The sequence below is a fragment of the Chengkuizengella sediminis genome (assembly GCF_010078385.1).
GTDB lineage: Bacteria > Bacillota > Bacilli > Paenibacillales > KCTC-33759 > Chengkuizengella > Chengkuizengella sediminis.
Genome location: NZ_SIJC01000005.1, coordinates 164,768 through 178,644 on the forward strand (window position 1 = coordinate 164,768; position 13,877 = coordinate 178,644).

General features: G+C 33.7%; 11 protein-coding genes, 1 pseudogene and 1 riboswitch. Of the genes and pseudogenes, 3 read left to right on the top strand and 9 right to left on the bottom strand.

From position 1 onward, the window contains the following. Positions 1 to 3: 3 nt before the first annotated feature. Positions 4 to 1,662: a precorrin-3B C(17)-methyltransferase gene (gene cobJ, locus EPK97_RS12170; protein WP_162036894.1), complete on the bottom strand. Its 1,659-nt coding sequence runs from the start codon at positions 1,660 to 1,662 to the stop codon at positions 4 to 6. 247 nt (positions 1,663 to 1,909) lie between these two features. Next, a riboswitch (cobalamin riboswitch) is annotated at positions 1,910 to 2,110 on the bottom strand. A gap of 158 nt (positions 2,111 to 2,268) precedes the next feature. On the opposite strand from cobJ, the gene EPK97_RS12175 reads away from it, so the two are divergent. From EPK97_RS12175 to EPK97_RS12185, 3 genes and pseudogenes are all read left to right on the top strand, one after another. Next, positions 2,269 to 2,895, top strand: a complete 627-nt coding sequence (locus EPK97_RS12175; protein ID WP_162036895.1) for a Yip1 family protein — start codon at positions 2,269 to 2,271, stop codon at positions 2,893 to 2,895. Positions 2,896 to 3,089: 194 nt separating this feature from the next. Next, the gene (locus EPK97_RS12180) at positions 3,090 to 4,964 is read left to right on the top strand and encodes a M14 family zinc carboxypeptidase (protein WP_162036896.1); all 1,875 of its coding nucleotides are present in this window, start codon (positions 3,090 to 3,092) and stop codon (positions 4,962 to 4,964) included. Between the two features lie 360 nt (positions 4,965 to 5,324). Then, positions 5,325 to 6,464 (top strand): annotated as a pseudogene (locus EPK97_RS12185) (S8 family peptidase); the annotation flags it as partial. A 1,246-nt stretch (positions 6,465 to 7,710) separates the two neighbouring features. Here EPK97_RS12185 and EPK97_RS12190 read toward each other — a convergent pair. From EPK97_RS12190 to EPK97_RS12225, 8 genes are all read right to left on the bottom strand, one after another. Then, positions 7,711 to 9,060, bottom strand: coding sequence for an MATE family efflux transporter (locus tag EPK97_RS12190; RefSeq protein ID WP_162036898.1), 1,350 nt, complete (start codon positions 9,058 to 9,060; stop codon positions 7,711 to 7,713). Between the two features lie 17 nt (positions 9,061 to 9,077). Further along, on the bottom strand, positions 9,078 to 9,347 hold the full coding sequence (locus EPK97_RS12195) for a metal-sensing transcriptional repressor (RefSeq protein WP_162036899.1): 270 nt from the start codon (positions 9,345 to 9,347) through the stop codon (positions 9,078 to 9,080). Positions 9,348 to 9,509: 162 nt separating this feature from the next. Next, on the bottom strand, positions 9,510 to 9,983 hold the full coding sequence (locus EPK97_RS12200) for a hypothetical protein (RefSeq protein WP_162036900.1): 474 nt from the start codon (positions 9,981 to 9,983) through the stop codon (positions 9,510 to 9,512). A 263-nt stretch (positions 9,984 to 10,246) separates the two neighbouring features. After that, positions 10,247 to 10,726 carry a hotdog domain-containing protein gene (locus tag EPK97_RS12205; protein ID WP_162036901.1) on the bottom strand — a complete coding sequence of 160 codons (480 nt, stop codon included), beginning with the start codon at positions 10,724 to 10,726 and terminating at the stop codon, positions 10,247 to 10,249. A 30-nt stretch (positions 10,727 to 10,756) separates the two neighbouring features. After that, positions 10,757 to 11,296 (bottom strand): hypothetical protein, encoded by a 540-nt coding sequence (locus EPK97_RS12210; protein WP_162036902.1) that lies wholly within the window; start codon positions 11,294 to 11,296, stop codon positions 10,757 to 10,759. 250 nt (positions 11,297 to 11,546) lie between these two features. Beyond that, entirely contained in the window at positions 11,547 to 12,401 is an 855-nt protein-coding gene (locus EPK97_RS12215; RefSeq protein WP_162036903.1) for a S8 family peptidase, read from the bottom strand. Between the two features lie 335 nt (positions 12,402 to 12,736). Beyond that, a complete protein-coding gene (locus EPK97_RS12220) occupies positions 12,737 to 13,036 on the bottom strand; it encodes a thioredoxin family protein (RefSeq protein WP_162036904.1) in 300 nt (99 codons plus the stop codon). Positions 13,037 to 13,039: 3 nt separating this feature from the next. Continuing rightward, on the bottom strand, positions 13,040 to 13,597 hold the full coding sequence (locus tag EPK97_RS12225; protein WP_162036905.1) for a thioredoxin family protein: 558 nt from the start codon (positions 13,595 to 13,597) through the stop codon (positions 13,040 to 13,042). Between the last annotated feature and the right edge of the window lie 280 nt (positions 13,598 to 13,877).

A 13,877-nucleotide genomic window follows, 5' to 3' on the forward strand; every position in this document is an offset into this window, starting at 1 on the left:
ATATTACTCTCCGCATATGACTTGTTCTGTCACTAATACAGGTACATCACGATATGTAAAACCTTCAATTTCTTTCACACGTTTAAAATATTTATGGAATCGCTCGTTTGGAAAACCGTCATTGGCATATCCCTGCACAATTCGTTCAATTATATCTACAATTTTTTCTTTTTCAATACCTTCTGCCACAGGTTGTGCCGCATGAGCTGTTCTTCCTATTGTTTTTGCTCCTAAAAACAAATCAAACTTACCTTTGCGGAACACAATTCCAATATCTTCTTTGACTGCGCCATAACAAGCCATCGCACACCCGTTAAAACCAATTTTTATTTCTTTAGGTGTTTTTAAACCATCAATACGTTTATGTATCTCATTTACATATGGAATAGATTCATCCTTTTCCTCATCACAGAAATCACATGCTTTCACTTGAGCTACATCCCCGATGGGAGCTAGCAACAGCCCTTCATTTTTCAAGCGATTTGTTACCCTATCTGGGTGACTGGTAGGTACTCGTAGTAGAATTTGATGGTGTGGTGTATATTCTATTTCTCCTTTTTCATCAGCGATTTCTGCAATCAGCTTCATTTGTTTAGCCGTAAATTTCTTGTTTGCGATCCCTGAGCTTATTGCAAATTCTAAAATCGATTCCTGTTGAAAAACAGCTTTCTCCACCTTAGCATCTTCTTTGTTTAAAATTGGGGCAATTTCTATTTCTTGATTTTGCTGCAAAGTCCGTAAGGCCTCAGTCGCTAAAGTTAGAGGAGCTGTTCCCTCCTTTTGTTTTTCTTCTAATGATAGATTATCGTTTTCTGAAGGATATAAAGCTTGTTCCTGTGTTAAAGACCAGGGTTCATTTTCTTTTTTTAATCGCTCATGTGGTTTAAGCTGTTGTTCATTACGATCCAATGTGTATTTTCTTTGATAACCTCTTGGTGTAATCATTTTCCCATCATATAAAAATGTAGTAGAATTTCCGATAATAACGGTTGTTAACATACCAATATCAAACTCTAACATTTTTTCTAAAGTAGTTATCTGCACATATTCACGATCACGATAAGCACTTTTCACTAAACCTACAGGGGTATTAGGAGCACGATATTTTAATAATATGTTTTGTGCTTCAATAATTTGTCTCGTTCTTCTTCCACTTCTAGGATTATATAAAGCGATGACAAAATCCGCAGATCCTGCTGCATCTATTCGTTTTTCAATTCGTTCCCATGGTGTTAAATGGTCACTTAAACTAATCGTACAAGCATCGTGCATAATCGGAGCACCTAATAATGAAGCACAGGAATTAATGGCGGAAATACCTGGGATGACTTCAACTCCTACACCTTCTGTTTCATTCCAACCTTTTTCTATTAAAACTTCATAAATCAGTCCAGCCATACCATAAACTCCTGCATCCCCACTGGAAATAACCGCTACTTTTTTACCAGCCTCTGCTTGTTTTACCGCTTCCTGTGCACGACTTACTTCTTCCGTCATACCTGTTCTAACGATTTCTTGATTTATGAGCAAATCACGAATTAAATCAACGTACGTGTTGTATCCAATAATGACATCACTTTCTTGTATCGCTTCACGTGCTCTTTTTGTGATATGCTCAAAACTACCTGGACCAAATCCGATAACTAATAGTTTACCTTTCATCTCACATTCCTCCTTTATTTAAACGTAATTGTTGTTTAAGTCACTTCTATAAATCGTTATGCTTAAGTTATTCTTTAAGATCATATTCGAAAATATATAAACTACCACTAATTGGATTAATCCAACATTCATTTAATACAAAAAAAGCACTTCTACAATTAAATCGTAGAAAGTGCTAAATTATCTCTGGAATGGAACAAAAATCTACCAGTCTCATTATACACCTCCCTATCCTCGTAGGTTCATATTAGTGTTACAGAAAATGGCAGGTCTCCTGACTAATGGATCATCGTATGTACTGAATGTTTGATTCAGTTACTTAAGCCTTCCCATTATTATAGTGGCTTAAGTCTACTCTCCAATTACAGTGGCGGGACCGTGACGGATTTAAACCGTTCTTCCCTATTAAGGAACGAATCAACGTTCCACCAATTTCAATAGTATTCAATTGTTTAAACATCAAATTCATTATAAAGAAATGTTACTATTCTGTCTATGATTAAATCATATATTAAATCTATTAATTTTTAAAACAGGTATTTCACATCATTTGTCGAATATAAAAATGCGCAATTACTATACACATAAGACTTGGAGTGAATACAAATGAATTTTAATCCATGGGTTTCTATTTGGTTGAAACCACGAGCAACGATGAAGGAAGTATTTGAAAGAAAACCAAAACACACATTTTTATTAATTTATATCGGAACAATTTCCACTACGTTAAACAGAGCATCAACAAGTTATATCGGTGATGACTTTGCTACAAATATGGTCTCAATCCTTACCCTATGTTTATTTTTAACTATTATAGGTGCATTAATAACATATTTTATTGCCCCATCCATTTTACGTTGGGTAGGAACATGGTTAGGTGGAGAAGGAGATAATACTCGAATTCGATACGCTTTATCTCATTCACTTATACCAAGTATTTATATTTTGGTTTTCACTTGGATTCCTATGTTATTTTTGTTTGGGATTGAAAACTTTACTCTTTTAACACCAAAAATTGATAATGATCCTGTCTTATTAATGACTCTACTATTTTTTGGGTTTATACAAATTACGTTGGGAATTTGGGAGTTTATTATCTTCCTTAAATGTTTTGGAGAAGCTCTTCAATTTTCAGCATGGAAATCACTACTAACTGTTATAATTATATTCGTAGCATTAATGGTATTGATATTCCTATTTGGTCTTTTTATTACAACGATCTCTTTCATATAAAAATAATAAATTAGGAGGGCTTCTTATTAAGAAGTCCTCTTTCAATTGGAAATCCTCCATTTTTTAAAATTGATAACTTGGTTGAAGTGGCAGGTTTTACCCTTTTGAATGTAAATAGCTACTCTTCCATAAATATTCATAAATATAATATATGGGGAATATGATGTTGAGAATTCACTAGAAGGAGGAATAAAATGAAGTTATTTAAAGGTTATCGTTTATGTTTTTCAGTAATGTTAATGGTGTGTTTAGTTGCAACACCACTCATTACACCCATCTTTACAGTTGTTGATGCAAATTCAGAGGTGCAAAAGAAGGATGCAGAAAAACGAATAACATTCCGAATCGATAATGTATCTACCAAGGAACAACGAAGTGAAATTGCTAGAACGGGTGTCGTAATCGAAGAAATTGGTGAAAATCATGTCATTGTTATCGCACACCCTACAGAAGTTAAGGATTTAAAGAAATTAAATTTTCCACTAACTGAAGAAATTCCTGATCAAATGGATGCCTTAGATTTCCCTAATTCGGATGCTAACTATCACAATTATGGAGAGATGGTAGATGAGATTGATCAAGCTGCAATAGACCATCCAAATATCCTTGAAAAATTTAGTATTGGTCAAACTTACGAAGGTAGGGATCTATGGGTTGTTAAAATTAGTGATAATCCATCGGTAGATGAAGATGAAGCAGAGGTATTATACGTTGGTCTTCATCATGCTCGTGAACACTTAACCGTAGAAATGACATTGTATTTAATGGATCTGTTCACAGATCAGTATGGAACGGATGCAGAAATTACTAACTTAGTGGATAATAGAGAGATTTATCTTGTATTTAACTTAAATGCTGATGGTGGAGAATATGATGTAAGGAATGGAAGTTATGATTTCTGGCGTAAAAATCGCCAAATTAATAGTGGTTCTAGTTATGTAGGTACAGATTTGAATCGAAATTATGGATACAATTGGGGATGTTGTGGAGGATCAAGCGGTAATACAAGTAGTGATACATACCGTGGAAGTAGTCCTTTTTCAGCTCCGGAAACAAATGCCTTGAAAAATTTTGTTGAGAGTAGAATTATCGATGGTAAGATGCAAATTACAACAGCAGTAAGTTTCCATACCTATGGAGAATTAATATTATATCCATATGGTTACACTTATACGGATGTACCGAGTGATATGACACAGGATGATCATGATGTTATGGTAACGTTAGCTAATCAGATGGCTAATATGAATGGATATACTCCTCAGCAGTCTAGTGAATTATATATAACCGATGGGGATATGACAGATTGGACTTATGGGGAACATAAAATCATGTCATTTACGTATGAAATGTATCCTACATCATCCAATCCAGGATTTTATCCGCCAGATGAAGTGATTCAGAGAGAGACTGAGCGAAACCGTGATGCTATAGTATACTTAACCGATAAAGCGGACTGTCCATATGATGTTATTGGCAAAGCAGCACAATATTGTGGTGGTGATGGTGGAGGAAATACTGAGATTGTATTTGAAGATGATTTTGAAACGGATAAAGGTTGGATCTCAGATCCTAATGGAAGTGATACAGCTACAACAGGAAATTGGGAACGTGCTAATCCAAAATCTACACGTTCTAATGGGGCGAAACAGCTAGGAACAACAACCAGTGGAAAATTTGATCTTGTTACAGGAGCAAGTAGTCGAGGGTCTTCCGCAGATAGTAACGATATTGATAATGGAGTCACTTCTATTCAATCATCAGCAATTTCTTTACCAGCTGATGGCTCAATTACATTATCTTTCTCTTATTATTTCAGTCATGACTCTAACGCCTCTAATGATGATTTCTTCCGTGTGAATCTCGTTCACTCAAATGGAAGCGTTGTCACTTTATTTGAGAAGTCAGGTACTTCCAGCGATCAAGATGCAGTATGGTCAAATCAATCTCTTGATCTCTCGTCTTATGCTGGAGAGGATGTTCATCTTCAATTCGAAGCGGCAGATGCTGACAGTCCTAGCTTGGTAGAGGCTGGGGTAGATGATGTCAAAATCGAAAATGTACGCTAATCAAATAGATGAAGTAGAATAAAGAAAGCTTTTCACCCTAATCTCAGAATGCTTTGGGATTAGGTTTTTTTCCGTTCTTAAAACCTTTTTTTCGTGAAGTCATCTATATCTTTCTTCTTCCCTCTTATATCTTCATATATCACTCAGAATCTATTTCAATAGTATGATCCTTGCAAATGTCCGTCTGTTGTTTTTCAACCTTTGGTTGGGTCATATATTGAATTATTAATTAAAATTGTGTAATAATATAACATTTTTATTAATATTTTGTAAAAGTGTCAAATAGGGGTTGGTTAAGGTAAATAAGTAGCCTTTTCCAGATGGCTTTTATAACAAAAAAACTATATCGGAGGGTAAGTAATGAATTTAAAAAGATTTTTTTCTGTTTTTATGGCAATTTCACTAATTTTCTCTTTTTCAATTACTAGTTCAGCTGAGACTACTTCAGAAGAAAGTACAATCATCGTAAAGTTCAAAGATAAAACTTCCAATGAGATGAAAAAACGAATTCATCAAGAAGAAAAAGCAGAAGTCTTAAAGAAAAATGAACAAATTGGTTTTGAAGTTATAAAAGTCAAAGGAAAATCTGTAGAAAAAGCCTTGAAACAATATAAAAACAGAGCAGATGTAGAATATGCAGAACCTATTATTGAATACTACGCTCTATTTACTCCAAACGATCCACTTTATGCAAGCGACCAATACGGTCCTCAAATCATGAGTGCAGAAGCAGCTTGGGACATCACACAAGGTAGCTCATCTGTTGTCGTTGCAGTCATTGACACAGGTGTTCAAGAAGATCATGAAGATTTAGCAGGTAGAGTAGTTCGAGGATATGACTTCATCGATAATGATAGTAACCCTGCCGATGAGCATGGTCATGGTACACATGTGGCTGGAACAGTAGGAGCAATTACCAATAACGGAATAGGTGTTGCTGGTGTCGCTCCAAATGTAACGATCATGGGTGTACGCGTACTGAACGCTTCTGGTTCAGGAACAAATCAAGGCGTTGCTGATGGAATTACTTATGCTGCTGATAATGGTGCAGATGTAATTAACTTAAGTCTAGGAAGTACTGCTCCTTCTGCAGCAGTTGAAGATGCTGTTAACTATGCTTGGAATGCAGGAGTTGTTGTTGTATGTGCTGCTGGTAATGCAGGAACTACTAGTCCACATTACCCAGCTTATTACGAAAATTCGTTGGCAGTTGCTGCGACGGATTCCAACGATGCTAAAGCATGGTTTTCTACTTATGGGTCTTGGGTAGATGTAGCTGCACCTGGTGTAGATATTATTTCTACACAACTTGGTGGAGGTTACGTTTCATATAATGGAACATCAATGGCTTCTCCACATACTGCTGGTTTAGCAGCTCTACTTGCATCCCAAGGATTATCAAATGTTGAAATCCGCGATAGAATTGAAAGTACAGCAGACCCTATTCCAGGTACAGGTAGCGACTGGACGCATGGAAGAATTAATGCATTTGCTGCAGTAAGTGGGGGGGATGTCCCTGGTCCCGGTCCAGATCCAACTGTAGTATTTGAAGATGATTTTGAAACGGATAAAGGTTGGACTGCAGATCCAAACGGAAGTGATACCGCGACATCAGGAAATTGGGAACGAGCGAATCCTAAATCCACACGTTCTAATGGAGCGAAACAGCTAGGAAGAACAACCAGTGGAAAATTTGATCTTGTTACAGGAGCAAGTAGTCAAGGGTCTTCTGCAGATAGTAACGATGTTGATAATGGAGTTACTTCTATTCAATCATCAGCAATTTCATTACCAGCTGATGGCTCGCTTACATTAACTTTCTCTTATTACTTCAGCCATGACTCTAACGCGTCTAATGATGATTTCTTCCGTTTGAATCTCGTTCGCTCAAATGGAAGTGTTGTAACTTTATTTGAAGAATTAGGAACTTCAAGCGATCAGGATGCAGCATGGTCGAACCAATCTCTTGATCTCTCGTCTTATGCTGGAGAGGATGTTCATCTTCAATTCGAAGCGGCAGATGCTGGCAGCCCTAGCTTGGTAGAGGCTGGAGTAGATGATGTTAAAATTGAAAATGGAGGCTAATCACCTTAATAGAGGAAGTAAAATAAAGAAAGAATTTGATTAATTCTATCTTCTAAAACCCCTTTATCTTTGGATATAAGAGTCATCATTTGTAACCCTAAACTCAGATTGCCTTGGGATTAGGGTTCTTTTAATTCTTATACTTCATTCATATCAACTTTGCATTCATTAAATGATATTTTCATGAACGAATTCTTTCCTACTTTTTTATTTCAGCATAGAATTAATTTGTTTAATATCACATGTCTCTAATGCCCCACCTATCAATTTGTTTTTAAATTCATTTCCACGATCGGTGTGGAAATACTGATTCTTACATTCTAAACATTGGATTGATCAAATTGTAAAGAAAGATGAAATTGAGGGTTTAAGTAAGAGGTTCAGTAAAAGTATTAAGAACAATTTTGGAATGCAAAAGAGCCGTGAGGAAAAAGGCGATGGAAAGACCTCGACGACTCTTAACAAAAGGGTAAGAAAAATCAGCTTATAGTTAGTTTACACTAACAATCATTAAATGTAAAGTTTATACGATAAAAGGATAGATTTTATAAAATAAGACCAAGGTAAATTAATAATAGGATTACTAATTAGTTTAATTTTACAATTAATGAAAAATTAGAAGTGAATCCTTTTCGTTTTAAATTTTTTAGACCATATATATTTATATGTTCTTTATCCATCCATTATTTTTATAACGAACCCAAAGGCAAATAGCTCTAAATAAGTTATCAAGTCCTATAGCTATCCAAATTCCAGCAATTCCCCATCCAAGGTAAATCCCTAAAAAGTAAACCCCAATTGTTCTTATTAGCCACATTCCAATTGCCGTAATATACATCGGGAATTTTGTGTTTTCTCCCCCTTGATAAATTCCCGTTAAAATAAGAACAATTGCAAGAACGGGTTGAATGAAAGCATCAATCTTTAGTGCAAGTGCAATTTGCTTAATAACATCAAGATCACTGGTAAAAAAAGATGCAGCCCAGTTTCCTAAGAAAAATAACAAGATACCAAATATAGTCATACAAACTGTTCCTAGGATCATTGACATACTTGCATATTTTTTTGCTCCATCATAATCATTTTCACCTAGTTTCTGCCCTACAAGAGTGGTGGCGGCTGTCGCAAATCCGTATCCAATCATATAAGAGAAAATCTCTATATTTCCTGCAATTTGATGAGCAGCAAAGGTATTGGTTCCAATTGCAATAATCATTCCAAAGTAAAGCACTTGTCCTACTCTCATCACAAGTCTTTCTCCAGCAGCAGGTGTGCCTAGTCTCATTAATTTTAGTTGTGATTTCTTATCAATCTTCCAATTATCTTTTTTAATTTGGATGGATTTTGATTTAAATATATAGATAGATAGTCCAATAACTCCAATAAATCTAGATAGAACTGTTGCCCAAGCTGCTCCTGCTAAACCAAAAGAAGGGATGAAGAAAAAACCAAAAATAAGTATATAATCTAATATGATATTCAATAGGTTTGCCACAATACTAACTTTCATCGGTGTTTTTGAATCTCCTGTCCCTCTTAAAATACTACTTAGGACAAACATCAATGAAATCAAAATAGATGGGATAGCTACTATGCGAAAATAAGTATAAGCATGGGAAAGAACATCTTTTTCTACACCCATAAGTTTCAGAAGTGGTTCAGCAAAAAAGATAGAGATGATCCCAAACAAAACTCCTACAATGGCAGATAAAATAATAGCCTGTTGTCCAATTTGACTCGCTTTGTCTTTATCTCCTGCCCCAATATTTTTAGCAACAAAAACATTTGTTGCTACCCCTAGCGACATAAATACAGCAAAGTATATAGCTAATATGGCATTAGTTACACCTACTGCTGACACTTGTATTAAGCCTAATTGAGAAACAAACAGAGTATCTATAAATCCAAGGATGGTTTGAAAAAAATTTTCAATCACTGCTGGTAAGGCTAATACCAATATGAATTTAATAACTTGCTTATTGGTTTGGGATGAACCTAAAGGATGTTCCATAAAAAATTCTTTCCTCCCTAACGTATAAATTTATCAATCGCATCGTTTAATTTTTCAATAACTTTTTCATCACCTTCTTTAATTGCTTCTACGACACACCCTTCTAAATGATCTTTTAAAATTAATTTCCCACAATTATCTAAAGCAGATCGTATGGCTGCAAGCTGAATGAGCAAATCTCCACAATCCCTACCTGTACCTGCCATTTCTTTTACAGAACGAACATGCCCTTCAATCCTGGCTAACCGATTCACTATGCTTTTTCGATGTTTATGATGATCTGACATTTTTATCACCTCATGTTCACTATATCCCCCATAGGGGGTTATTTGCAAGACAAAAATATATAAGAAAAAAAGCCGAATTCCAATATAAGATAAAGGATACCGACTTTCGATAATTCTACTATTTTACAAAAACCCTTTTTTACTTTATTCGTATTTTATATTTTATATCTCTACTAAACTAGCACCCCAAGCATAAACAGGGTCGGTTGTTCCATTAAAACCACCTGGCCAGATTATCACTGTAACCATGTCACTATATTTTATAAACTTATTTGAAACTTTATAGTAACTCCACTCTCTAGTTACTTTAAAAGATTCCAAGGTATTACCTTCACTACCATTTATGTTTTGTATTTTTATTGTTGCAGTATGAGGATGATCAGATTTTAACCATATACTGAATTTCAATTCTTTATTTATAGGGTTCATCTTAATGTTTTGAAAAATCATTGAATTTAACCTCTTCGGGGTGACTTTATTAATTTCCAAAACATCTCCTACAATAGATGATTCTAAATTTGTTTCTACTTTTGAATCTGAGAACCAATATCTCCAGTTGGTAAATTCATTTCTAGCTTTCAAAATTTCTCTTCTACTATATGAGTAATCCAATGCTTCGTTGTAATTATATTTCAATTATGATCTACTCCCTTCATTCCTAAAAACAAAACATAATAATTCGTTATTATTATGAATAAATGTATAATTAATTATATCGTTAGTTGTAACTAACTAAATTATACTTTAAAAAAACACATTTTTCAATGAATTTTTATACATTTATAAGTGTTTTTTTGAATAGCCAGAAGTATAATATTTTCATATAAAAAAAGCTCCAATCGGAGCTTCTCTAAGATGTCGAATCCCTTTTCGTCGCTTTTTTCTACATACATAAATATTCAATAAATTTTCTCTTTCTTCATTCTTTGTTTTCTCATTTCATAACGTTCTGGAGCAGATTCAAATAATGTCCTTTCCTCATCTGTTTCAGGAATAACTTGTGGCACAGGAACAGCCTTTCCATTTTCATCTACAGCAACAAAAGTTAAAAAAGAAGTCGCTGTTTTTTTAAATTCACCTGTTAATAAATCCTCAGATTGAACCTTAACATATACCTCCATTGAACTTCGATGTGTCCAAGTTACAAAAGCCTCTAAAACTAAAGCCTCACTTAGCTTTGCAGGAGCTAAAAAATCTAAAGTATCACTTGATGCTGTTACAATGGTTTTTCTACAATGCCTCATACTTGCTATAGAAGCAACTTTGTCGATGTATTGCATAACTAATCCCCCAAAAACAGTTCCATGATAATTAGTGTCCTGTGGGAAAATAAGCTCTGTCATATAAGTTCGAGATAAATGAACTGGTTTCGCATCCACTAAACAATCCTCCAATATTTTTTATGTATACTAATTCACTTTATCATTTAATGTATTTAATGATAAAATCACCTGATCGATTAAAACCTCTAAATCTGACAATTGATTTTCATTAATTTTTCTTTTGAAATCCAATTTAATCTCATTTTGAATCAAAACCCCTGATACCTCCTGATTGGATTCAAAACTAAACTTTTGTGTGATATGAGGTCTGTTATCCCATATTTTTTGTAATGTCTTTTCTATTATTTGCGCTTGATTACTTACTGCATCAATGGATTGACCAACAAAATCTATAACAAAATTAACCTCAAGTTTACATCCAGGCTGGTGCACATCATGTTCTAATATTTCCATACTTAAATCCTCTACACTTGTTGATAAACTACATTGAGCACTTATTTTTTTATTTTGTTTATTTGAAAATTGTATGGAATACATTCTAGACATGGAAGCTAAATCAACTTGATCTTTACGGTCTGTAATTTGAATTATTTCTTCAAGATCTAAGTCATACACAATCCCTTCCAATACTACTTTAATATTGTCAAAAATCGTTGGATCAAACAATTTCAATCCTCCTTACTATCGTCATCCTCAAATACCAATTATATACATCTTTTTTACCACAAAAACTACTGCTAAAGAAAACTCGATGATTGGCAAGTATTTAACGTAGTCAGAATCTCAAGTTGTCAGCTCATGGATGTGATTAAATACAAAAGAACCTTAAAGAAGTGTTTCCATCTCCCTTAAAGTAGAATTAGTACTTATCTAAATTTATCATAAAAGATATAAAATCACCACTTGTTGATTTATTTTAATCAGTATACATCGAATTTGTAGCTAGCTCGTTGACAAAATGATCTATTACGTTCTTATAATCTATTAGGCTGTATTCTGATATTTGACCCTCATTAATATTCTTTGTTGTAACAATCTTTGATATTACATTTAATTGATCTGTTAGTTCCTCATTTTGTAAACTGGGTTCATTTGATTTCAAATAAGCAATCACACCGGATACATAGGCAGCCGACATACTAGTACCAGATTTTTCAACATATCCTCCATTCAGATCAGCACTTCTAATGTTGATTCCTGGCGCTATATAGGATACCAATTCACCATAATTCCCAAATATCATTTTATTGTTCTGGTCATATCCTGAAATACTATATACTCCCGAATATTTTGCTGGGTAAAATACAGTTTCAATGCCCTGATTTCCCGAGGATGCTACAAAAATAACACCTTTTGATTGACCATATTTTATAGCTAAATCAGTTAGAAGACTATATGATTCAGCATAACTCATGTTTATGATATCGGCTCCATTCATAACAGCATAAATGATACCTAAATAAGTATTTTGTACTTCATCCTTATCTGATATTACACGAATTGGCAAAATTTTAACATTCGGAGCATTTGTAACTATAATCCCAGCCACATGTGTTCCATGACCCACTAAATCTTCAGGTTGTGAATCAAAATCTATGAAATCATATCCTTCCAGCATTTGAGTATTGATTAAAGGATGAGAATCGTCAACACCCGTATCTAAAATTGCAACAATGACTTCGTTCGTTCTATCAGTTGGAAATACAATATAAATAATAGGATACAAAATAAATGTTAAACTCAAAATTATGTTCTTGTATTTATTTCTCATGTGAGTACCCTCCTCTAGTAACATAAAAAAAAGTGCATAAATTTATATATTTACAGTATATTCTGACTTTGAGGATATTGTTTTAACATCAGTTTTACACTTTGTTTACATTGTATTTACAAACTTTTAAGCCATAATAACAACCGTATATGTTCTATATTCAGAGCTATGCAATCATGTTGAAATGTGAAAACATTAAAATTTGGAGCGGAGATAAATGAAAAAACGAACCGGATTTGATCGCACTAGTACGTCAAATATGTGAACTAAGCAGGGGTAAATGTAGAATTTGATAAAAAAGCTGCCAGATATGAATGACCTTCATGTCTGGCAGCTTATTTTAATATTTGATACAAATGATCTACTGAATTCATAGAATATTCTTTTTTAAACAATATTCTATTTTTAAATAAGAGTAAACATGGAACACTTGTAATTTCATAAGTGTTTGTTACATGTGGTAAATAGTTTATATTGCTTTTATAAATTGTTTTGTTTATGTTCATTTGAACTGTGATATTTAACATTCGTTCAGAGAGTTTACAGGTTCCACACATTGGCGTATAAATAAAAAGTGCAAATTCTCTTTGTTCATTCAATATATTTATAAATCGTTTTTCTGAGATTTCTTCCATTGATTACTCTATCCATTTAATATTACAACCAATACTTGGTATTTGGTTGCTATCCACTGATTCTCCAATTAAAATTTGATCTAATGCTTTTCGAATATCTACTCCTGTCACTGGTTTACCATTTCCAGGACGAGAATCATCTAGTTGACCTCTATATATACAAGTCAAGTTTCCATCATAAATGTAAAAATCAGGAGTACAAGCAGCTTCATACGATTTTGCTACTTCCTGCGTCTCATCATATAGATAAGGAAAAGGATATTGAAGTCGCTCAGCATCCTCCTTCATTTTTTCTGGTGAATCATCTGGATAATTCTCTACATCATTCGAACTGATTGCAATGAAAGAAATCCCCTTTGGAATGTAATCATTTGCTAAATTCACCAACTCATCCTGCACATGTTTAACAAACGGGCAATGGTTACAAATAAACATAATAACCGTTGCAGTATCCGACTTTAATTCTTCTAAAGTACGTTGATTACCAGTTAATGGTTCTAATAAACTAAAAGCTGGTGCATTTGATTTTAGTGGAATCATATTTGAAGGTGTTCTGGCCATTAAATCAATCCCTTTCATTTACATTTTGAAAAAGCTTTTAATCTAATCATAAACATAATCAACATGATTGTTCAAGTATATTTAAGATTACACTTTACTATACTCTATACCTTGATCGAAATTATGAAGAACCACATTATCTTATTTGTTTCAAAAAATTATAGTTCAAAACAAAGTAACATATGTATGATAGGTATATTATATATAAATTGTAATTATTTTTGGAATATTTAAATTATTTGAAAAATTTTCAAAATATTGTATAATTATGTACAGGCAC